We start from the raw sequence: 21,467 nt of genomic DNA, 5'->3' as shown, positions 1-21,467 counted from the left end.
GCACAGGCTCTGAGAAGAAGAAATAAGAGGGAATGCATTTGTCAGTATTAATGGGATCAAAACGTAGTGAAGTCCTGCCTTTTCAAGCTATGGAAGTGCTGAATGCTGCCAACCGCCTTGAGCAAAGCGGAGAACATGTGCTGCACATGGAAGTGGGGCAGCCGGGAGCGCCTGTTCCTGACTCGGTTTTGAAGGTTGCGCATGACCACCTGTCTTCTGGCCGATTGGGATACACGGAAGCGCAGGGCATTCCGTTGCTGAAGAAGAGCATTGCTCGCTACTATAAGCAAACCTTTGGATTAGAGGTTCCAGAATCTCGCATTTTTGCAACTACGGGTTCTTCTGCCGGTTTTAACCTTGCGTTTCTTGCCGGGTTTGACAGAGGGGACCGCATTGCAATTACATCTCCGGGCTATCCGGCCTACCGCAATATTATTGAGGTGTTAGGGCTGGAGTGTGTGGAGATTGAGGTCGGCCCGGAAACGCGCTGGTCGCTTACCCCTGAGATTCTTGAGGCTGTGCATAAGGAGAAGCCGCTAAAGGGCGTGCTTGTGGCCAGTCCGGCAAATCCAACCGGGACCATGATGTCTCCTGATGCTCTCAAGGCACTGGTTGAAGCTTGTGAGGCGATGGATCTGTGGTTCATCTCCGATGAGATTTACCATGGGCTTGCCTATGATATGGAGGAGGAGACGGCGCTCCGCTTTACGGACAAGGCGATCATCGTCAATAGCTTTTCCAAATACTATTGCATGACAGGTTGGCGTATTGGCTGGATGGTGTTGCCTGAGGTGCTTGTGCGTCCGATTGAGCGGATTGCGCAGAGCCTTTACATTTCGCCTCCAGAGCTGGCGCAGGTGACTGCAGCCGCTGCTTTTGATGCGACGGAGGATTATGAGAAGATCAAGGCAGGATATGCTGCCAACAGGCAGGTGCTGCTTGATCATCTTCCTCAGCTTGGTTTTGATGTGCTGCCGGTTGATGGTGCGTTCTATGTGTATGCCGGTGTTTCAAAGCTCACCAACGATTCCATGGAGTTCTGTCAGAAGATGTTGGCAGAGACACACATTGCAGCGACGCCCGGTGTGGATTTCGATCTGACGCGCGGGAATCAATACATGCGCTTTTCCTTTGCGGGGAAGGAGTCCGATATCAAGCTTGCGGTGGAGCGGTTGGAAGACTGGCTCAAGTAACAGGCAATAAAAAAGCCCGCTCAGTAGAGCGGGCTTTTTTTGAACTTGTTTCTTCTTAGAAGAAAGAGCGGCGTTGCCACCAACCTGTGCGGCGCGGCGAGTCATCATCGCCTTCAACGGCAACAGTTTCCCCTTCAACAACCTTATGCGATGTCACAACCGGTTTGGTTGGCGCTTTCGGTTTCGCTGGTGCTTCGGCCTCAACTTCTGCTTCTGCAGCTTTAGGGGCCTCGACAGCCGGAGCTTCTTCCTTCACTTCAACCTTAGCGACTTCCGCAGGCTTTTCTTCTTTAGGCTGCTCAGCAACTGGTTCTGCAGACTTGCTTACTGGTTCTGCCGGAGCTTCTGCAGGTTGCTCTGCTTGTACTGCCACTTCTGCCGGAGCTTCTTTCACCGCGACGTCTGAAGTTTCTTCTGCCTGTGGGGCAGGGGCTTCGGTTGCTTCTGTAGAAGCTTCCTTTTCAGCTGTTTCCTCAGGTGCAGGTTTTACTCTGCGACGACGGCGAGGCTTGCGGGTTTCTTTCTTCGGCTCTTCTTCAGCTACAGCCTCTGTTACCGGCTCTGCAGGAGTAGCAGTGTCTTCTACAGCTACTGCCTCATCTGCGGTCTCAGATTTTGCTTCTGCGATGATCTCTTCAACGCTGTCCGCAGAGCTTTCTTTTGAGCCTTCTGCTTCCTCGGAGCTTTCACCGTTCTCGCCGTTTTCATCAGATGCGCTTCTGCGACGAGAGCGGCGGCCACCACGGCGACCACGGCGACGCTTGCGGCGGCGATCTTCTTCTTCGTCTGTTAGCTCAGCAGAGTCCGCGTCAGCTGACTTTTCTTCAGAGGATGTGTCCTCTTCAGTAGACGACTCTTCAGCGCTCGCAGATGTTGTTTCCTGCTGCTCAGCTTCGTCTTTCTCGTTGCCAGTGCGACGACGACGGCGACGACGGCGACGACGACGATCATTGCCGTCCTCATCAGCTGCTTCTTGCTTCTCTTCCTCTATAGTCTCTTCAACAATTTCTTCTTCTTCTTCCTCCTCAACGGGGAAGATGGTGTCCGGCTGAACTGTAGCTGGCAGAGGCTGCGTACGCTCGCTTGGTGTTGCAAGCTCGCCACGCTCCAAAGTGAAGTGCTGTTCGGTGACGGTGTCGTCTCCGAGAATAGAGATTTCCAGACCGAAACGACGTTCCAGATCCATCAAGTGATGGCGCTTCTGGTTGAGAATGTACATCGCCACTTCATTTGGCGTGCTCAGATTCAAGTTGTGAGTAGAGCCACGCAGCAGCTGATCTTCCAGGGAGCGGAGGATGTGCAGAGCAACAGATTCTACTGAGCGCACGATGCCAGAACCATGGCAGTGTGGGCAAACAACTGATGAGCTTTCGAGTACGCCGGTGCGGATGCGCTGACGTGACATTTCGAGCAAGCCGAAATGTGAGATGCGGCCAACCTGAATGCGGGCGCGGTCAGACTTCAGACATTCTTTCAGGCGACGTTCAACTGCGCGGTTGTTGCGGTTCTCTTCCATATCAATGAAATCAATAACCACAAGACCGGCGAGGTCGCGCAGGCGAAGTTGACGTGCAATTTCTTCTGCGGCTTCCAGGTTGGTTGCCTGAGCTGTGTCTTCAATGTTCTGTTCGCGGGTTGCTTTCCCAGAGTTCACATCAATCGCAACAAGCGCTTCTGTCTGGTTGATGACAATGTAGCCACCGGACTTCAGCGTCACCTGCGGTGAGAACATTGCGTCGAGCTGGGCTTCTACACCGAAACGGGTGAAGATTGGCGTTGCATCGCGATAAGGCTGAACATTCTTGGAATGGCTTGGCATCAGCATGCGCATGAAGTCTTTCGCTTCACGGTAGCCTTCTTCGCCAGAGACCATAACCTGATCAATGTCTTTGTTGTACAGGTCGCGAATAGAGCGCTTGATCAGGCTGCCTTCCTCGTAAACGAGGGTAGGGGCTGCTGAATCAAGGGTCAGTTCGCGGACATTTTCCCAAAGACGCAGGAGGTATTCAAAGTCACGCTTGATTTCTGCTTTGGTTCTGCTGGCGCCTGCTGTACGCAGGATAACGCCCATGCCGTTCGGCACATCCAGATCACCAGCAACCTGCTTCAGGCGCTTGCGGTCTGTTGGCTTCGTGATCTTGCGGGAAATCCCGCCGCCACGGTCGGTGTTTGGCATCAGAACAGAGTAACGGCCAGCGAGGGACAAGTATGTTGTCAGAGCAGCGCCTTTATTTCCGCGCTCTTCCTTCACGACCTGTACCAGCAGCAGCTGGCGGCGTTTGATGACTTCTTGAATCTTATAGTTGTCGCGCAGACGGCGAGGGCGTGCGGTAACTTCTTCTTCCGCTTCCTCTTCGTTATCATCCTGCTCTTCAGCTTCAGATGTCTCTTCTGCAGTTTCCTCAGTCGCGTCTTCTGATGCGGCTTTGTCGGAAGCTTCTGTGTCTTCAGCAGTATCAGTCTCAGCTACAGGCTCTTTTGAAGAAGGCTTGGCAGCCGTTGCATCACGAGCGCTTGCTTTTTGCGCTGTAGAATTGCCAGCTTCGTCTTCTTCCGCAGCTTCCGCCTCGATATCCTCGATGCTGTCATCCTGGAAAGGAGCATCCATGCTGGCAAGAGCTTCGGCCTCGTGTTCTGCTTCCAGAGCACTGGTTTCAGCTTCGATCAGCTCAGCAACAACATCTTCAGAGGCTTCTGCGGCTTTCGCTGCAGCAACCTTCTGAATTTCGGCTTCACGCTTTGCTTCTTCTTTTTCTCTGCGGGCACGTTCACGCTGGTTTGCAGCTGCTTCGGCTGCAAGCTGAGCTTCAAGGGCCTCCCGATCTTCTTTCGGGAGCTGATAATAATCCGGATGGATTTCGCTGAAGGCGAGGAACCCGTGTCTGTTGCCACCATATTCAACAAAAGCGGCCTGAAGTGATGGCTCTACTCGTGTGACTTTAGCTAGGTAGATATTTCCGCGAAGCTGCTTTCTGTTTGCGGCTTCAAAGTCAAATTCCTCAACCCGATTCCCGCGCACGACCGTAACCCGGGTCTCCTCCGGGTGGGTCGCATCTATCAGCATCTTGTTTGCCATGAAGTGAGTTCCTTAGGACCAAACACTGAAGACGGCGCGAGTGGCGCTGAGATTTGTACATCGTCAGGTCGGTCAACTTGTTATGTAAGTTGCTAGTAGAAAAGGAGAGACGGCGGCGCGCATGACCACGGCAAGAAGGGACCGACTGACACGTCGGCGCACTGCTTCTTAACTCATGTTCATTTGTATTTGCGCGTAGCTTTGACAAACCGTTCGCCCTTAATGATCTCTTTTGACCGCCATAAGGCGGTATGCTTGAAATGGAAGCGCTTCTTCAGGCTTCCAATCTGTAAACGTCTGTTCCTGCGCCTAGCTGCCGTATCTCTCCGAAAATTCGGGGATAAAGCACTTATCCAAAGCGACAGAAAATCTGTTCACAACCCGCCATGACCGAAAATGTCACGGCAAAACTCTGTCTTGGCTCTCGAGCAGACTGCTCTTCCAGTTGGTTTATACCGTATCCTCATCAACAAACCGGAAACGGCACAAATGGCTCATATGGGCTTTTTGAAACATTTCGATCAGTTTGAAAACTGCGAAAATCTCAGGATATCAGCTTCAAAAAATATGGCTCACAACTTTACGGAACAATTCCAAATCGAAGTCCTAGTAAACCTTTTACGATCCCTCGAGACGCTTGGCAAGCTTGGGAAAATCGATCTGGCGATGTCTTGCTACGAAAGCTGCAGTTGTTAATCAATGCTTAATGATAGGTTTGGCGGGGTGACTTTCGCTTAATCGTGTTTTAATCGTTCAACTTGATTTAAACTAAATTGCCAGTGTTTCTATAGGGGAGTGAAAAGGTGAGCCGCATCAGTCATGCATTCAGGTTCTGTGCTCTCAGCTTTTATTGTGTCGCGTTTTCTCTCATTGCAACAGTTGCCATGAGTAATGCTGTATCGGCGCAAAATGCGGTTTCGGTCGTTTCTGATGCACGTGTTGCCGGAGATCTGGCACGGACGCGCTTCATTCTGGATATGGATGGTGAGGTTGGATATAACCTTTCATTCTTGTCTCACCCTTATCGGTTGGTGATTGACCTGCCGTCTGTCACCTTCCAGTTTCCAAGAGATTTCGTGCCAAAAGGGCGGGGGCTGGTTCGGTCCTGGCGGTATGGCTCCATCTCCAAAGGGCGTTCCAGGGTAGTACTGGACCTCAATTCTCCAGTCGCTCTAGATAAAACCTTTTTGCTGCCCGGCGTACAAGAGCAACCAACACGGCTGGTTATTGATCTGACCGAATCTTCTCCTGATGAGTTTGAAGCTGCAGTTGGTCTGGCCACCTCTCATGCGCAGCCTGTAGGGGCGACGGCATCTGTTTCAAAGCAAGAAACTCAAGAGCCAGCTGTAACGGCTGAAAACGATCTGCCCGTGATCATTATCGATCCGGGGCACGGCGGTGTTGATTCTGGTGCGGTTGGCAGTAATGGTACCCTTGAAAAGGCGATCGTTCTGAATTTTGGCCGGTTTTTGAAAGAGAAACTGGATAAACTTGGCTACTATCAGGTCTATCTAACCCGTGATGATGATAAATTCATCTCTTTGGGGAACCGGACCAAGCTGGCGCGTGGGAAAGGGGCTGATCTGTTCATCTCCATTCATGCGGATTCGATCACAAATGGGGCAGAGACGACGCGTGGGGCCTCAATCTACACTCTTTCAGAGCGGGCGTCTGACCGGATGGCGGCTGCGCTGGCGCGCCGTGAAAACTATTCGGATGTGATTGGCGGGGTCGATTTTTCTGATGAACCTGAAGAGGTTACGGATATTTTGGTCGAGCTCACCCGCCGTGAAACCAAGAATTTTTCAATTCATTTTGCACGGTTGGTGGTTGAAGAACTTAAAAGCGCCACAACAGTTATTAAAAATCCGCTTCGTTCTGCGGGGTTTCAAGTGCTGAAAAGTCACGATGTTCCGTCTGTTTTGATTGAACTTGGATTTCTTTCCAATAATCTGGATGAGAAAATGTTAGGTTCTGATGAGTGGCGGGAACGCGTGTCGGATGCGATTGTTCAAGCGACGAACGGTTTCTTTCGGGCTAGAATTGCGCAGCAATAGCTGGTTGGTGTGATTGTTTTTCGGGTGCGTATATGTCGCTGCTGCAGTGGGATAAAGACTAAGTTCCTGCCTCAGCTTTGCCATAATGAAAAGCGATTGGGTGCCAAACTGTAACAGTGAAGTCTGGATTCGATTCTGCTGCATTCATTCAGGACGAGACCTCTTGACCCTTAACGGGAAATGCATCAGGAACGGCGTTTGAAACTGGCTCTGGAATGCTGGCTTCACGACACGAACATTCTTAGCGGGAAAGCAAACGAGCCCGAATATGAGATTATTTTTAAAGTTCATTGGATATCTCTTTGGGATTTCAGTTGTTCTGGGGCTGATTGCAGCTGCCGGATTGTGGATTTATCTCAATGACATAGCCAAGGATCTGCCGGACTACACCGCGCTGAAGGATTATGAACCGCCAGTCATGACACGTGTGCATGCTGCTGATGGTCATCTTATGTATGAGTTCGCGCGTGAACGGCGTTTGTTTATTCCGATTCAGGCTATTCCGGACCGTGTGAAGCAAGCTTTCTTGTCTGCTGAAGATAAGAACTTTTATGAACACATCGGGATCGACCCGTGGGGCATTGGCCGTGCGGTGATCACAAACGTTCGTAACAGTGGGTCTGGTCGCCGCCTTGTTGGTGCGTCCACGATTACGCAGCAGGTTGCGAAGAATTTCCTTTTGACTGGTGAGCAGAAGTATGAGCGCAAGATCAAAGAAGCGCTTCTTGCTCTGCGTATCGAGCAAGCGTTTACAAAAGAAGAGATCCTTGAGCTCTATCTGAATGAGATTTATCTCGGTGTTGGCGCTTACGGTGTTGGTGCTGCTTCTCTGATCCTTTTTGATAAATCTGTTCACGAGCTTGAGCTTGAAGAGATTGCGTATCTCGCTGCTGTTCCTAAAGGCCCGTCCAACTATCACCCTTACCGCTACCGGGACCGTGCGATTGAGCGCCGGAACTGGGTTATCGACCGTATGGTTGAGAACGGCTATGTGACAGTTCAGGAAGGTATTGAAGCTAAGGCCAAGCCTCTTGACGTTAAACTGCGTCCAACCGGTAACCTCGTGAAAGGCTCTGAGTATTTCTCTGAGGCTGTGCGACGCCAGTTGGCCGGTCAGTACGGTGAAGAGAAGCTTTATGAGGACGGTCTGTCCGTTCGTACTTCCCTTGATCCTGACATGCAGCTGAAGGCGCGTAAGGCGCTGCGTGACGGTTTGGTAGATTTTGACCATAAGCGCGGTAAATGGCGGGGTCCGATCAGCACGATTGAAATCACCTCCAGCGACTGGGGCGCGGCTCTAGCTAAAGTTCAGACGCTGAACGATGTCCCTGAGTGGACGAGTGCGGTGGTTCTGTCTGTGAGTAATCAGAAAGCCGTTGTAGGTCTTCGTCCAAAGCGCATGGCAAACCGGAAACTTTCTACTGAGCGTGTCCGTGCAGATCTCTCCCTGAGTGATATGAAATGGGCTCGCGTCAATGGACGTGCTCCTCGCAATGTGCAAGAAGTATTAAGCCCGGGCGACGTGATTTACGTTCAGCGTCAGGCGAGTGGCAAGTATGTGCTGCGGCAGGTGCCTGAGGTTTCAGGCGCCATTGTTGCTATGGATCCGAATACCGGCCGCGTTGTGGCGTTGGTTGGTGGTTTTAGCTACGCCGAAAGCCAGTTTAACCGCGCGACGCAGGCTTGGCGTCAGCCGGGCTCTGTGTTCAAACCGTTCGTCTATGCGGCTGCGCTGGATAATGGCTATACGCCGTCTTCAGTGGTGCTCGATGCGCCTGTTGAGATTGAACAAGGACCGGGGCAGGACCCCTGGAAGCCACAGAACTATGGCGGCAAGTTCTACGGTCCGTCTACTCTGCGTACAGGTATTGAACTGTCCCGTAACGTGATGACTGTTCGACTTGCTCAGGACATGGGCATGGATCTAGTTGCTGAATATGCACGCAGTTTTGGCATTGATGACAATATGATGCCGGTGCTCTCCATGTCTCTTGGTGCAGGCGAAACCACCGTGATGCGCATGACAGCGGCCTATTCCATGATGGCCAATGGCGGGCGCCGAGTGCAGCCTACTCTGATTGACCGTATCCAGAACCGTTATGGTGAGACTATCTATCAGAACGATCAGCTTGTTTGCACAGATTGCTCCGAAGAGTATTGGAGCAATCAGGGAGAGCCCGAGCTTATTGATACTCGTGAGCAGGTGCTTGATCCTATGACCGCCTACCAGATCACCTCCATGATGGAAGGTGTGGTCAAGCGCGGTACGGCGACAAGTGTTAAAGCTGTTGGCCGTCCTGTTGCTGGTAAAACTGGTACCACCAATGATGAGCGTGATGCATGGTTCGTTGGCTTTACGCCAGAACTGACTGTAGGTGTGTTCGTTGGATATGATACTCCGCGCAAAATGGGCCGCGGTGCGACTGGTGGTCAGGTTGCGGCACCAATCTTCACGGCCTTCATGAAAGATGCTCTGAAGGATGCGCCTCCATTGGAGTTCCGTGTTCCAAGCGGATTGCGTCTGGTATCTATCAACCGCCGTACTGGTCTGCGGGCTGGTGCTGGGGCTCCGGGTACAATTCTGGAATCCTTCAAGCCAGGCACATCGCCACCAGACAGTTACTCTGTCATTGGCTTTCAGGATGAGATTGGTATCCGTCAGGATCTGTCTCCGGAAGCCGGGCGCGCCGTTATGTCCGGCACAGGTGGACTTTACTAAAAACTTCATGGGCTGGCCTTGCTAACTGCATGACCAGCCCACAGTTTCTGTGGTCTGGCTGATTGCGGAAATCGTTTGCTGCGATTATGTTCGCACCCGACGCAGTGTTACTGACTGCACAGTTGTTTTTCAAAAAAGTGAGGTATCCGATGCGCGCCGAAATGGAGGCCATCGTCGACGAAATCAAGCAGGCCATAAGCCTGCTGAGGAGGCATCTTTGACTGGGACACTGCACTTGTCCGTCTAGATGAACTCAATGCGCTTTCTGAAGATCCAAATCTTTGGAATGACCCGACGAATGCGCAAAAACTGATGCGTGAACGTCAGCAACTGGATGACAGCATTGGCGGTGTTCGCAAGCTTGAGCAGGATCTCGTTGACAATCAGGAACTGATTGAGATGGGCGAGATGGAAGATGATCAGTCCGTTGTTGACGAGGCTGAAGCTGCTTTGAAAGCTATGCTGGAACAGGTCAATAAGCTGCAGTTGCAGTCCTTGCTTTCTGGTGAAGCCGACGGAAATGATACGTATATCGAGATCAATTCCGGTGCGGGCGGTACTGAAAGTCAGGACTGGGCCAGCATGCTTTTGCGCATGTATCGTCGTTGGGGTGAGCAGCACGGCTATAAGGTCGAGCTGATGGAATACAATGACGGCGAAGAGGCTGGCATCAAGTCTGCAACTTTGCTTGTTAAAGGTGAGAATGCTTACGGCTGGATGAAGACCGAAGCAGGCGTTCACCGTCTTGTTCGCATCTCGCCATATGACTCCAATGCACGTCGTCATACGTCCTTTGCGTCCGTCTGGGTTTATCCGGTTATTGATGACAGCATCAATATCGAGATCAACGAAAGCGATTGCCGCATTGATACCTATCGTGCCTCTGGTGCTGGTGGTCAGCACGTGAACACGACTGACTCTGCTGTTCGTATTACGCACAATCCTACAGGTATTGTAGTTCAGTGTCAGAGTGAGCGTTCACAGCATAAAAACCGCGCAACTGCGTGGGACATGCTTCGTGCACGTCTTTATGAGGCTGAGTTGCAGCGCCGTGAAGATCAGGCGAGCAAGGATGCTGCTTCCAAGACCGATATCGGTTGGGGGCATCAGATCCGCTCTTATGTTCTGCAGCCATATCAGCTTGTGAAGGACCTGCGGACTGGCGTGGAAAGCACTACGCCTTCTGACGTTCTGGATGGCGACCTGGATAAATTCATGGAAGCAACGCTGGCGCACCGTGCCTTCGGCAACGCGCCTGCCGCGGTTGAAGATCTCGACTAAGCCTTAATCTTCTGTAATGAATTAGAGAAGCCCCGGAACTCAGTTTCGGGGCTTTTTGTGTTGCGAATGGTCTTAAGGCAGATTGAGTGCGATTTTGGTTTGTTTTTTGGGCTTGAAAATTGCTGCTAGCCTGTCGCCGGTACGGATGAAGCGCATTGGATTGACTGGCTTGTCGTTGAGGCGCACCTCGTAGTGGAGATGAGGGCCTGTTGAGCGGCCCGTATTGCCGACAGTACCTATAATATCGCCCATATTGATGCGCTGGCCTTCGCTAACGAGTAGCTTGTGCATGTGGGCGTAGCGGGTAACGAGGCCGTTGTCGTGTACGATTTCCACGGAAAGGCCGTAGCCGCCGTTGTACCGTGAGAGTGAGACAATGCCGGTGCCGGTTGCTTTGACTGAGGTTCCGCGAGGTGCTTTGAAATCCAGACCAGTGTGGATCGCGGGTTTGCCGAGGAACGGGTCTGTTCGGGCTCCGTACGCACTGGAGATATTGAAGCTGGAGAGCGGGCGGCCAAATGGCAGAGCATCCACTTTGGTATTTAATTCTATGCGTTGTTCAATGATCCGGCGCGCTGCAATCATACTGCTATCTAAATCAGCAGACCCAATGTCCTGATAGATGCCGCCAGCAGATGAACTTGGGGTGACAAAGACAGGCTGTGCAACGCCGGCTTTCTTAAGCAGCGTGTTTGCACGTTTAATGTCGTCTATAGCCGCTTGTGTGTAAGCGGTGAGCAAGAGTTGCCCTTGTGCTTGCTTTGCATAGAAGTCTTTGCGAGGGGCAGTTGGCTGTGGCGCGGTGGACTGCTTGCTTGACAGTGTTTTCAGAATATCAAATGGCGCACCGCTTTTTTGTGATGCAAACGATAGTTTGTGGGTGTTGGTCGCGCTGACGTCTCTTTGAAGAGGTTTGCGCTTTGGAGAGGGCGGGATAGCGGAGAGGACAAGGTTTGATTGCTCCGCCAGCGTAACCAGGGCTTCAATTTCTTGAAACTGTCGCAATAGCTGTGCTTGTTGTTTGCGAGCGGGAGCATTTAGACCTGATGTGTCCTGATCCAACCGTCCGCGCATCTCACCGAGCTGAAATTTGAGATCCCGAATTTCGCTTTCATAGTTTTCACGGAGCGCCAATTCTCTGGATAATGTTGAATTAAGCCGCATCTCGCTGAGAGACTGTTGAAAGCTGCTTGCCAATACTGCGGAGACGACCGCCGTTGCCGCAAGACCGGAAACCCAATAGGCCATCGGAGGAATTACGCGCAGCTCAGATGTGATGCGCGAAAGCCACATTGGGCCATCCAATTTCAATTGGTTGTAATTGTTAGAAAACTCACTGCACCTGGAAAGCTTCATCGGATGACCACTTGCTCAGTTTGCCTACTGGAAATGATTTGTTAAATTCAATTAAAGTTAGTTATGGTTAATAAAGTCTAAGTGCAGTGTATCATTGGGTCAATTTGATGAGCGGTCGATAGAAGCCCGGAGTGAGACCTGCTTCAGATCTTGCTCTGTCATTAAATGGGGGCTTCAGTGGTCCTTTAAAATGCTGTTTTACGAGCTGTTGAAAGTGTGGCTCAGGGCGTACACGGTGTCTGTCACACATGAAGCGGAACCATTTCGCTCCATAGGCAACATGTCCTTTTTCATCGTGATAGATCACATGCAACACGCTGGCAGTGTCTTCATCGCCTGTGGCGTTGGCCTTCTCGATCATGGATGGGGTGATGTCGAGGCCTCTGGCTTCGAGCACGAGTGGAATAATTGCCAAACGTGCTATCAGGTCTTTGCCGGTTGACTGGGCTGCTTGCCAAAGACCGTCATGTGCTGGAAGATCGCCATAGGCGTGCCCAAGCTTTGCAAGGCGTTCTTGAATGAGCGTGAAATGTTTTGCCTCTTCCAATCCAACGCGGACAAAGTCGTCATAGTAGGAGCGCGGCATGGGCACATGGGTAAAGCGGCCGATCAGGTCCCAGGTGAGATCGATGGCATTGAGCTCGATATGTGCCAGAGAATGGAGCAGGGCGATCTTGCCGTTTTTCCCTCCAACTGCGCGTTTGGGCATGTCTCGAGGTGGAAGGAGCTCGGGTTTTGCTGGGCGACCAGGGCGGTCCGGCATGGGCCTTTCACCTGTGCCACGGGAAATGGACAGGGCGCCTTTGAACCATTGATTTGCGACGTAGTAGGCAAGCGCGACCTTCATATCCAAATCAGGTGTTTCGAGGATTTGGCGGGCGCCGTCTCTAAGAGACTTTACGCAGGTGTTTTCAGGGAGGGTGAGATGCGCTTGCCCTGCAAACGCATCCGCATCATTGTTGCCCGGAAGTTTTGGCATTCTTTACTGGCTCAGACCTTGTAATTCTTCCAAGACCTTTTCGACGTGGCCGGGAACGCGGACCTTACGCCAAATCTTGGCAATCTTGCCTTCTTTATCAACGAGAAATGTGGAGCGTTCAACGCCCATGTACTTCTTTCCGTACATGTTTTTTTCCACCCAGACCCCGTAGGCCTGACAAACTTCTTTCTCGATATCTGCCCCAAGTGTGACGTTAAGTCCGTGTTTCGCCTTAAACTTGTCATGCTTTAGTGGTGTATCGGGCGAAATGCCGATGATAACAGCATTGTGTTTTTCAAACTCAGCCGCATTTTCGGTAAAGGCAATTGCTTCTTTTGTGCAGCCTGGTGTGTCATCTTTTGGATAAAAATAAACGACGACCGACTGGCCAGTTTGTTCTGATAGAGTGAATTGTCCTTGCGAATCTGTGGCTAAGGTAAAATCCGGTGCCAGCATGCCTTCCTGCGGTAAGGAAGGTGTCGCATCTTTCGTATCAGGCATTCTTTATTTGCTCCTGGGGTGCCATTTGGTCTCTTGGGACGCCGTTTTTTTGAGTATGGTGTAGATAAGCAATTAATCTTGCAGAGCACCTGTGATCACGCGATGCTATAGCAGGTTACGATTCGGTCAAAATCGAACGTACCACTAAAACAGGGAATGAGATTCTGGCTGTTGATGTTGGGAATACAGCAGAGCTTGAGAGCTCTCCTGTTACACGTCGTTTTAAGCGACGCGTAATATGGGGTGTTGTTTGCGTTTTTCTCTTTATAGCGTTTGGTTTTGGCGGTTACCGGGTGATGAGTGGCCCGTTTTCTGTTCCCTACCTCGTGGATTGGGCAATCAAACAGTTTGAGAGCAAAGCGCTGAATGTCACCGTTGGTAGTGCGCAGTTTGATCTGTTTGGTGAAAACGGCAGCCGTATTCTTCTGGAAGACTCCCTTATTCGCGTCAAAGGTCGCACAGCAGCGACTGTGTTGCTCCCACGAGCCGAAATCGGCATCAATCTGTCTGGGCTGCTGACCGGTGATCTGGAAATCACCAGTGTCGCGCTGGAACGGCCTTCTGCAACGATCAAGCTGGCGAGTGGATCGGAGCCTTTGCCACGGGTGCAAAATCGCGTGGTGGCGATTGACAAGTTTAGTGTGATTGCTGTTGAGGAGCTCAAACGCTGGCATCTTGAGAAAGTTGCTATTGAGTATGGGCGACTGGTGATCAACGCGCAGGGTGAAGAGTTTGTCGCCGATGGTATTGATGCAAATGCCGTGCTGCTGGATGATCTCTCCTTTGCAGTAAATGCAAAGATCGTGGGCCGTGAAGGCGACTGGTCATGGGATCTGAAGCGCACTGTTACACCAGAAACTGGTGTGAGAAACATTTCCGTCAATCTACGTGATGCCTCGCTGCGAGATTTGTTGCCAACACACAGTTTTGCTCGTGATGACAAGCTGGCGAATACGCGTCTGTTTGTTGAAGCGAATGCTGAACTTTGGGCGACTGGTGAGTTTGTTGGTGCGGACATGAATGTTCGTACCTCTCCAATCTTCATCCGCACTGCTCCAGATAATTCAATTACCGTCGACGAAGCATTCCTGGATCTCAATTTGCAGCGCGATAATCCCGATATTATCATCGGACGATCTTATCTGCGCCGTAAAAACACACGCGTTGTGTTTGGTGGGGTTGTGCAGCCACCTGTAACTGAAGGCGCTGAGTGGAACTATTCGCTTGGTTCCCGAGAGATCGTATTGGCGCCTGCTGATGTAAAGTCGCCGCCGCTGCTGTTCCCTGATGCTTATGCATCTGGCACGTTTGATCCGACGAACTCCCTGATTTCTATTGAACGAGCTCGTGCTGTCGGGCTTGATGCTGACATTAATGTTGCTGGATCGTTCTACTACGGGAAACCGGGACCGTCCCTTGCGCTATCCGTTTACAGCCCAAGCCTGAGCTTTGGCGAAGTGTTGCAGGTTTGGCCGACAGTTACAGCACCAAAAACCCGAAACTGGTTGATTGATCACCTTGGCCCTGGCCGGGTTGATAACATTGCCTTAGATCTGGCGCTTGGGCCGGAAGCCTTTGATGGCGACCGGAGTACGCCTGCGTGGCAGGGAGACGGCCTTACGGCGTCCTTTGATGTGATTGATGGCTCAGTCAAAGCACTCAAAACTCTGCCTGTGGTGCGGGATCTCACCGGGACCGGCAAGATCGAGAATGAAGATTTTTCGATCTCCGGCAGCAATGGTCATTTCCGTATGCAAGACGGGAACATCGTTAAGGTGCCAGAGGTTCAGTTTGCGATCAAGAATATCGCAACACCAGGGGCTCTGCCTGCTGAACTGTCTGTGCTACTGACGGGGCGTGCCGATGATTTGGGTGTGCTAGCTGACGCTGAACCTATAAATGCGTTAGAGGGTTTCAGTGTCGTGCCAGCAGACCTTTCTGGCATGGGTGAAGTCCGTGTTGAAGCCTCGTTCCCGCTCCTCAAGAATCTCAAGGTTAAGGATGTTGAGTGGCGCGCCAATCTGGATCTGAAGGACTTCAGCAGTAAAGCGAAAATCTCAGGCCAGACCATCGAAAATGCAAACCTGATCGTTCAGGCGGATACAAAGCAAACCCAGATTTCCGGCAAGGGGAAGCTGAATGGCTTCCAGTCTGAGATTGATTTGAGCACCAGCCGCGATGGCAGTGGAGCTGAAGACCGTCAGGGCGTGACGTTTGTTGCCAATGCCAAGGATCTGACAGACTACGGTGTTGATCTTCAGGGCTATGTCAAAGGCTCTGTGAAAGTCAGCTATGAAGACAGTGGCGGCGCGCAGGTGTTTGAACTGGACCTTTCAAAAGCTGCCATCAACGTTCGTGAGGTTGGCTGGAGCAAGGCGTCTGGTGTACGTGCAACCGCAAGGTTCCGTGTGACAAAAAATGGCAATGCCAGGACGCTCCATAACTTCTCATTCCTTTCTGAAGGTGTTGAAGTTCGTGGCAATCTAAAAATTGATGGCAATGGAAAGCTGGCGCTTGCTGACTTCTCCGCGTTCAATCTGCGCCCCAATGACAAAGCCAAGATGACCATTCGTCCGCGCCGTGGTGGTGGGTATCAGGTTGTCATGAATGCGGACCGTTTTGATGGCCGTGCCCTGTTGGATTCGTTTGGGGCCGATAATGCAGCTGCTTCGGCAAAGCGCAAAAGAGATGTGATTGCGGTTGACCTGACATTCAGGCGCCTGATCGGTTTCAGAGGTGTACAGGCTCAAAACGTGCGGATTGATGGGCTCTTTCGTGGGCAAAGCGCTGCTAATCTTGCTGTTTCGGGCGCAACTTCAAGCCGTGGTCAGTTCAATTTCACTGTTGGCGGTGAGGGGAAGCATCGCTTTGCAAAAGGCAAGCTGAACAATGCCGGTGAATTCCTGCGATTTATGGATCTGTTCCCTCGTATGCGCGGTGGTAACGGGCGTTTGGATATCCAGATGCCGACTGATACCAACTGGGCTGGTCAGCTGACTGTAAATGATTTTTCCATCACCGAAGATCCTGCGATTAAAGCGCTGAAAGGGATCGAGCCGAAGGAAATCCGCGGAACGCGGAACAGTGAAGTGTATTCTGCTGCAGTGAATTCTGGTGAGGCGTCTTTCCAAAAGATGCGCATGCAGTTTTCGCGCAGAGGAGACATTCTGAATGTTTCCAAGGGAACGTTGAGCGGTGCTATCATTGGTGGGACCTTTAGCGGGAATGCAAATCTGAAGAGCCGTCAGCTGGATATGGCTGGTACGTTTGTTCCTGCCTATGCCTTGAACAACCTGTTTGCGAAACTGCCGGTGATTGGTCTCATCCTGGGTGGAGGTTCTTCTGATGAAGGGCTGTTTGGAGTGACCTATAAGCTGGATGGCACCTTTGAGAAGCCTAAGTTCCAGGTTAATCCAGTCTCTGCAATCGCACCAGGTGTGTTCCGCCGTATCTTTGAATTCAAGTAGAGGCCACAGGGAGGTAGGCTGCAAAGCGCATGCAAACGTAGTCTGCTTCCCATCCTCTGCTTCTCGAATAAAGTAGCGGTTTGAGATGCTTGATAGTCTCTTTGTAAAATCGCTTCTTATGGGTCTCGCTCAGCTGCTCTGTGAGGCTGCTGGTAAAGAGTTGCAACCATCCCTTCATTCCTGTTTCCAGCGGTGTCCTGCGTTCGATTTCTGTATGGTAGGTGACTGAGAAACCTGCTTCTTTCAACGCGCGCATGTACGTTTCGGGTGGTGGGAAAATCCAGGGGCTCTTGTAGGGGCCGAAAGCAGGGTTTTCGGCGAACACGTTCTCCATTGCAGACCGGATGATGCGGCAGTTTCGATCGCATCCCATTTCACCAATAAACCGACCTCCCGGTTTAAGAGCTTTCACAACACCGCGGATGACGCCCTTGTAATCCTGCATCCAATGAAGGGCTGCGTTGGAGAAAACTGCGTTGAACTCCTTGTCAAAATTGAGGTTTTCCGCAGGTATGAGGCAGGTCTTGATGCCTTTCTCATTCGCTTGCAGGAGCATGTCTTCTGCTGTGTCGACGCCGGTTACGATTGCACCTCGATTTTGAATTTCCTGGGCCAGCGTGCCTTCACCGCATCCCAGGTCCAAAATGCTTTCTCCGGGCTGCACAGCGAGCAACTCAAGTGCGTCTTGCCCAAAGCCTGCGACATAGGCTGCGTGCTTCAAGTATTGCTGTGCGTTCCAATCCTGCATCGCCATGGGGCTGCTCCTGAATACAAGGGCAGCAGTTTAGGCTATCAGGGCTAGTTCGAGGTGCAGTTGACTGGCTGCAATTGCATAAACTTGCAGTGTTTTGCAGGCAAAGAAAAAGCCGGGTGCATGACCCGGCCTTGTTAAAATCACTGTGATGTCAGCTTGTTAGACAGGCTTTACAAGAACATGTTTTTTCTTGCCAAGGGAAAGCTTGATCACGCCATCATCGGTCAGATCAGCGTCGGTGATAGAGCGGTTATGATCCTGCTCCGCCTTATCGTTGATGCGTACAGCGCCGCCTTTGATGTTGCGACGGACTTCTCCGTTGGAAGAACACAGGCCAGCGGTTACGAAAGCGTTGAGGATGCCGAGGCCTTCTTTCAGCTCTGTAGCAGCAATCTCGATGGTTGGCAGACCAGCGGCATTGGCACCTTCTTCAAACGCCTTACGAGCCGTCTCAGCAGCTTTGTCAGCCTCGATACGGCCATGGAGCAGGGCGGTGGCTTCGGTTGCCAGCACCTTCTTGGCTTCGTTGATCTCAGCGCCTTCCATTCCTGCCAGACGTTTGATCTCGTCCATTGGCAAAATGGTGAAGAGTTTCAGGAACTTCTCAACGTCAGCATCTTCGGTGTTGCGCCAGAACTGCCAATAATCGTAGGGGCTGAGCATGTCTGCGTTGAGCCATACTGCGCCTGCTGCGGTCTTGCCCATCTTTGCGCCGGATGCTGTGGTGAGCAGCGGGGTGGTGAGGGCGAACAGTTCTTTGTCTGCAAGACGGCGACCAAGGTCTACGCCAGAGAGGATGTTGCTCCACTGATCAGAGCCACCCATCTGCAGGCGGCAGTCTGTGCGGCGATGGATTTCGAGGTAATCGTAGCCCTGCAGAAGCATGTAGTTGAACTCGAGGAAGGACAGGTGCTGCTCACGTTCCAGACGCAGTCGCACACTGTCGCGCTGGATCATCTGGTTGACGGAGAAATAGCGGCCAACATCACGCAGGAAGTCCATGTAATTGAGTTTGAGCAGCCAGTCGGCGTTGTCCATCATCATTGCATCAGATGGGCCGTCACCGAATTGCAAAAACTTTTCAAAGACTTGTTTGATGCCGTTTTTGTTGCCTTCGATGTCTTCATCGGTCAGAACTTTGCGGCTCTCGTCTTTACCGGTCGGGTCGCCAACGCGTGTTGTACCGCTGCCCATGAGGGTAATCGGACGGTGGCCGGTCTTCTGGAACCAATGCAGCATCATAATTTGTACAAGGGAGCCAACGTGCAGGCTGGAGGCTGTACAGTCAAAGCCAATATATGCGGTTACGGTCTCTTTCGCACAAAGTTCGTCCAGACCTTCGGCGTTAGAGAGTTGGTGCAGGAAGCCGCGTTCTTCCATTGTCCGCATAAATTCGGATTTATATGAGCTCATTGGTCAAGCCTGTTCAAATTACTGAGTATTTCCAAGTTGAAAGGTCTATACCTGAGTTTTCAGCGGGATTCACTCGTTTTTTCTGGAAAGCCCAAATGCTATGCTGCGGATTTGGGATTGCGCTGAGAATTTGGCACTTGGGCTTGCTGGATGGCATCATCAGAATGCAAGGATGTTTCCTGCTTGTTTGGCTCAGAGCGGAATGCGACCGAATTTCAACAGGTTGCCGTGAGGGTCGTGGATGTAAAACTCTTCCATATCCCAGGGGCGTTTGGCGAGTGGTGTGAAGCGGGGTTCGCTCTTGCTGTCTTCCGGAAGTCCGAGTTGGCGATATTCTTCGTGAAGATCGGCGATAGGTCCTCCACGGAAATAAACGCTGCTGTTGTTGCACAAGTGCTTTTCTGTGGTGAGCCAGAAGTGGATTTCCAAAGTGTCTCTGTGCAGAATCAGAAAGTCGTCTTGTTCGTAAACGACGTTGGTAAAGCCGAGCTTATCTGCGTAAAACGCTTTTGTTTCCTGAATGTTGAGGGAAGGGAGCGTGGGGAGAAGTTCAATTGTGTCGGCTGCTGCAGTCATTGTTTTCTCTAAAATATGAATGTAATTGGTATATTTTGGAGGGTGCGAAATACTTTGCAATGGCCAAAAGAAAACCCCGCGTCCTTCTCGAAGGTCTAAACGGGGTTTTGCTTTTATAGTCGGATCGCCGCGATTTACCGTTTCAAGGCTATATGCTGGGGCGTTTGATATGATTTCCGCCCGTGTACGTCCGGGTTCGATCCGTGCTTACCGTCTGATGACGCTCGGTCGCTCAGGCCGTTTTGTAGTCTTGCTATATTGTAGCATCTTGCAGAGGGTCTTCATAAGTACCGAATTGCCTTTATAAAAACCGTACAACATGCAGGTCCGGTGGAGTCATTGGCTCTCCTTTTGTTGACCTGTACCTAACTTAGGAACGCTTGGGTTTTCTTTCAAGGGATGGGGGAGAAAATAGTTAGTGCTGCCTTAGTGAAGACGCTCTATTTTTCCAAAAAAGCGCGAAAAAGAAGGCGATCCGAGAGGATCGCCTTTGAAGAGTATGCGGGTCTAATCAGCACGGTCAGATACTGATAATCTCATTGCACTTAAACGCAGTTTCGTGACGTGGTGATGACATATCCTCTTTGCGCTCTAATGTGCGTTGGTTTGCGTTCTTTCGTGTTTTCTTGCGTTGCTGTGTAGAGGCGCTGTGTTGCGCGTAAAGCCATTGTTTACTGTCGCGACCCACTGGTCGATGAAAAAATCTAAACTAGCGCCTTCAAGGCTGCTGCGAGTTGGGTCGCGCCTTCCTTGCTGATTTTTGTATCGAGTTTTTCTTCCAGCATGCGCTCATAGGTTTGCCACATCTGGGCGCGGAGATCTTTTCCCTTTGAGGTGATGAAAAGGGTCTTGCCGCGCTTGTCCTTGAGGGCGGGTTTGCTCTCGACCAGCTGAGCCTTGGCAAGCGACTGGATAACACGGGAGAGGTTGGCCTGCTGAAAGAGGACACGTTGCTCCAGCTCGAATTGCCTCAGGCCATCGGGTGCGTTCTCCAGTTCCCAGAGGATGTCATACCAGGAGAGAGGGGGGAAACGCTCTGCTTTGAAGGCGCCTTCGATATCGGTGTAGATGGTCTTTTGCACTCGGTTGAGAGCGATCCAGAGAGAAACTGACTCTTTGCTGACAGACATCACATCCTCGTTATTTGCGCATTCCGCTCTTGAAAATGGTTTTCATTCATTTAGATGTATATACATGCATATATATTAACATAATAAAAATCAATAGGTTAATGAGTGTGTATTTGCAGGAAACTGCAGTTTTTATGTGACAAACAGGGATATGAGGCAGGAAAAGCATGAGGCATTTCACGAAATTCGCCGTTGTTGCGGCATCGCTTGCATTCACAGCGTCAGCGCAGGCCGCGAGCTACAAATTTGATCCGACCCATACCGAGGTTCGGTTTTACTACAATCATGCGGGACTGACAGAGCAGTCTGGTGAGTGGAAGGTTGTTGGCGGGGAAGTGGAGTTTGATCCGGCAAAGATTGAAGAAACGAAAGTCAGTGTGACTATTGATCCGGCAAGCGTGGATACGGGTGTTGAGCCGCTGGATGAGCATCTGAAAGGCTCTGACTTCTTTGACGCGGAGAAATTTCCTGAGATCACGTTTGTGTCCACATCCGTCAAACAAACCGGAGCAACAGCTGTGACCTTGGTAGGGGATCTGACCATCAGGGACCAAAAGCATCCGGTGGAACTGGACTTTCAGCTCAAACACAATGGCCCGCATCCGCTGGGAAGCTACTTTGATTACTATCAGGGGCAGTGGATAGGTGTAGAGGGTAAGGGAGCGATTTTGCGCAGTGACTTTGGTGTTGGCAAGTTTGCGCCATTGACCAGTGACCGGGTGCGTCTTGAGATCTCTGCGGAGATGAGAGAAGGCGGCTGGTAAGCTCTCTGCTTTGCTGATGCAGGTTTGTATCGCCAGATGAGATCCGGGTGATGGAAAAAGCAAAACCCCGACTGAGACCAGCCGGGGTTTTATTGTGCCTAGATGAGAGGACTGCTTTTGAAGGGCGTATCCTGATTTGAGCCGAAGCTCGTCTTATGGATACGCCATAGGTGCATTGGAGTTAAAGCAGTCCCTTCATAA

14 protein-coding genes are annotated in these 21,467 nt (G+C 51.3%); 6 read left to right on the top strand and 8 right to left on the bottom strand.

What is annotated here, in order from left to right:
* The first annotated feature begins 50 nt into the window (after positions 1 to 50).
* Positions 51 to 1,193 carry a pyridoxal phosphate-dependent aminotransferase gene (locus tag PsW64_RS24560; protein ID WP_063289053.1) on the top strand — a complete coding sequence of 381 codons (1,143 nt, stop codon included), beginning with the start codon at positions 51 to 53 and terminating at the stop codon, positions 1,191 to 1,193.
* A 55-nt stretch (positions 1,194 to 1,248) separates the two neighbouring features.
* On the opposite strand, the gene PsW64_RS24555 is transcribed toward PsW64_RS24560, so the two are convergent.
* The gene (locus tag PsW64_RS24555; RefSeq protein WP_063305320.1) at positions 1,249 to 4,269 is read right to left on the bottom strand and encodes a ribonuclease E/G; all 3,021 of its coding nucleotides are present in this window, start codon (positions 4,267 to 4,269) and stop codon (positions 1,249 to 1,251) included.
* Positions 4,270 to 5,072: 803 nt separating this feature from the next.
* Between PsW64_RS24555 and PsW64_RS24545 the strand changes: the two genes are divergently transcribed.
* The 3 genes from PsW64_RS24545 to prfB all read left to right on the top strand — a co-directional run bounded on the left by PsW64_RS24545 (position 5,073) and on the right by prfB (position 10,326).
* Complete coding sequence (locus PsW64_RS24545; RefSeq protein WP_063289050.1) at positions 5,073 to 6,326, top strand: N-acetylmuramoyl-L-alanine amidase; 1,254 nt, start codon at positions 5,073 to 5,075, stop codon at positions 6,324 to 6,326.
* A gap of 268 nt (positions 6,327 to 6,594) precedes the next feature.
* Positions 6,595 to 9,045: a penicillin-binding protein 1A gene (locus PsW64_RS24540; protein WP_063289049.1), complete on the top strand. Its 2,451-nt coding sequence runs from the start codon at positions 6,595 to 6,597 to the stop codon at positions 9,043 to 9,045.
* Between the two features lie 149 nt (positions 9,046 to 9,194).
* Positions 9,195 to 10,326 (top strand): peptide chain release factor 2 gene (gene prfB, locus PsW64_RS24535; protein ID WP_153042426.1). Its coding sequence is split into 2 segments (ribosomal slippage): positions 9,195 to 9,263 and positions 9,265 to 10,326, totalling 1,131 coding nucleotides; the frame shifts between segments, so codons are not numbered across the junction.
* 72 nt (positions 10,327 to 10,398) lie between these two features.
* Here the strand turns inward: prfB and PsW64_RS24530 are convergent.
* The 3 genes from PsW64_RS24530 to bcp form a co-directional block, all read right to left on the bottom strand.
* Positions 10,399 to 11,619, bottom strand: coding sequence for a M23 family metallopeptidase (locus tag PsW64_RS24530; protein ID WP_063305318.1), 1,221 nt, complete (start codon positions 11,617 to 11,619; stop codon positions 10,399 to 10,401).
* Positions 11,620 to 11,773: 154 nt separating this feature from the next.
* Entirely contained in the window at positions 11,774 to 12,661 is an 888-nt protein-coding gene (locus PsW64_RS24525) for a ferritin-like domain-containing protein (protein ID WP_063305317.1), read from the bottom strand.
* Between the two features lie 3 nt (positions 12,662 to 12,664).
* A complete protein-coding gene (bcp, locus tag PsW64_RS24520; RefSeq protein ID WP_063305316.1) occupies positions 12,665 to 13,162 on the bottom strand; it encodes a thioredoxin-dependent thiol peroxidase in 498 nt (165 codons plus the stop codon).
* A gap of 296 nt (positions 13,163 to 13,458) precedes the next feature.
* Between bcp and PsW64_RS24515 the strand changes: the two genes are divergently transcribed.
* Positions 13,459 to 16,629 (top strand): YhdP family protein, encoded by a 3,171-nt coding sequence (locus tag PsW64_RS24515; RefSeq protein ID WP_063305315.1) that lies wholly within the window; start codon positions 13,459 to 13,461, stop codon positions 16,627 to 16,629.
* Here PsW64_RS24515 and PsW64_RS24510 read toward each other — a convergent pair.
* The 4 genes from PsW64_RS24510 to PsW64_RS24495 all read right to left on the bottom strand — a co-directional run bounded on the left by PsW64_RS24510 (position 16,622) and on the right by PsW64_RS24495 (position 20,502).
* Positions 16,622 to 17,383, bottom strand: coding sequence for a class I SAM-dependent methyltransferase (locus PsW64_RS24510; RefSeq protein WP_063305314.1), 762 nt, complete (start codon positions 17,381 to 17,383; stop codon positions 16,622 to 16,624). The two genes, PsW64_RS24515 and PsW64_RS24510, sit on opposite strands and share 8 nt — an antisense overlap.
* 159 nt (positions 17,384 to 17,542) lie before the next feature.
* Positions 17,543 to 18,796 (bottom strand): tyrosine--tRNA ligase, encoded by a 1,254-nt coding sequence (gene tyrS, locus PsW64_RS24505; RefSeq protein ID WP_063305313.1) that lies wholly within the window; start codon positions 18,794 to 18,796, stop codon positions 17,543 to 17,545.
* A 192-nt stretch (positions 18,797 to 18,988) separates the two neighbouring features.
* Complete coding sequence (locus PsW64_RS24500; RefSeq protein WP_063305312.1) at positions 18,989 to 19,372, bottom strand: bleomycin resistance protein; 384 nt, start codon at positions 19,370 to 19,372, stop codon at positions 18,989 to 18,991.
* Positions 19,373 to 20,076: 704 nt separating this feature from the next.
* Entirely contained in the window at positions 20,077 to 20,502 is a 426-nt protein-coding gene (locus PsW64_RS24495) for a MarR family winged helix-turn-helix transcriptional regulator (RefSeq protein ID WP_063289041.1), read from the bottom strand.
* A gap of 167 nt (positions 20,503 to 20,669) precedes the next feature.
* Here PsW64_RS24495 and PsW64_RS24490 point away from each other — a divergent pair, with 167 nt between their 5' ends.
* Positions 20,670 to 21,266: a YceI family protein gene (locus PsW64_RS24490; RefSeq protein WP_063289040.1), complete on the top strand. Its 597-nt coding sequence runs from the start codon at positions 20,670 to 20,672 to the stop codon at positions 21,264 to 21,266.
* Positions 21,267 to 21,467 lie beyond the last annotated feature (201 nt).

The sequence above is a fragment of the Pseudovibrio sp. W64 genome, from assembly GCF_001623145.1.
GTDB lineage: Bacteria > Pseudomonadota > Alphaproteobacteria > Rhizobiales > Stappiaceae > Pseudovibrio.
The sequence above is the reverse complement of the archived record's forward strand: the minus strand, read 5'-3'. Positions and strand labels throughout refer to the sequence as shown.

Excerpts from the sequence above, each read along its gene's own strand:
- PsW64_RS24560 (WP_063289053.1), top strand. The coding sequence starts at position 51 with ATGGGATCAAAACGTAGTGAAGTCCTGCCTTTTCAAGCTATGGAAGTG.
- PsW64_RS24555 (WP_063305320.1), bottom strand. The coding sequence starts at position 4,269 with ATGGCAAACAAGATGCTGATAGATGCGACCCACCCGGAGGAGACCCGG.
- PsW64_RS24540 (WP_063289049.1), top strand. The coding sequence starts at position 6,595 with ATGAGATTATTTTTAAAGTTCATTGGATATCTCTTTGGGATTTCAGTT.
- PsW64_RS24530 (WP_063305318.1), bottom strand. The coding sequence starts at position 11,619 with ATGTGGCTTTCGCGCATCACATCTGAGCTGCGCGTAATTCCTCCGATG.
- PsW64_RS24525 (WP_063305317.1), bottom strand. The coding sequence starts at position 12,661 with ATGCCAAAACTTCCGGGCAACAATGATGCGGATGCGTTTGCAGGGCAA.
- bcp (WP_063305316.1), bottom strand. The coding sequence starts at position 13,162 with ATGCCTGATACGAAAGATGCGACACCTTCCTTACCGCAGGAAGGCATG.
- PsW64_RS24515 (WP_063305315.1), top strand. The coding sequence starts at position 13,459 with ATGAGTGGCCCGTTTTCTGTTCCCTACCTCGTGGATTGGGCAATCAAA.
- PsW64_RS24510 (WP_063305314.1), bottom strand. The coding sequence starts at position 17,383 with ATGGCGATGCAGGATTGGAACGCACAGCAATACTTGAAGCACGCAGCC.
- tyrS (WP_063305313.1), bottom strand. The coding sequence starts at position 18,796 with ATGAGCTCATATAAATCCGAATTTATGCGGACAATGGAAGAACGCGGC.
- PsW64_RS24500 (WP_063305312.1), bottom strand. The coding sequence starts at position 19,372 with ATGACTGCAGCAGCCGACACAATTGAACTTCTCCCCACGCTCCCTTCC.
- PsW64_RS24495 (WP_063289041.1), bottom strand. The coding sequence starts at position 20,502 with ATGTCTGTCAGCAAAGAGTCAGTTTCTCTCTGGATCGCTCTCAACCGA.
- PsW64_RS24490 (WP_063289040.1), top strand. The coding sequence starts at position 20,670 with ATGAGGCATTTCACGAAATTCGCCGTTGTTGCGGCATCGCTTGCATTC.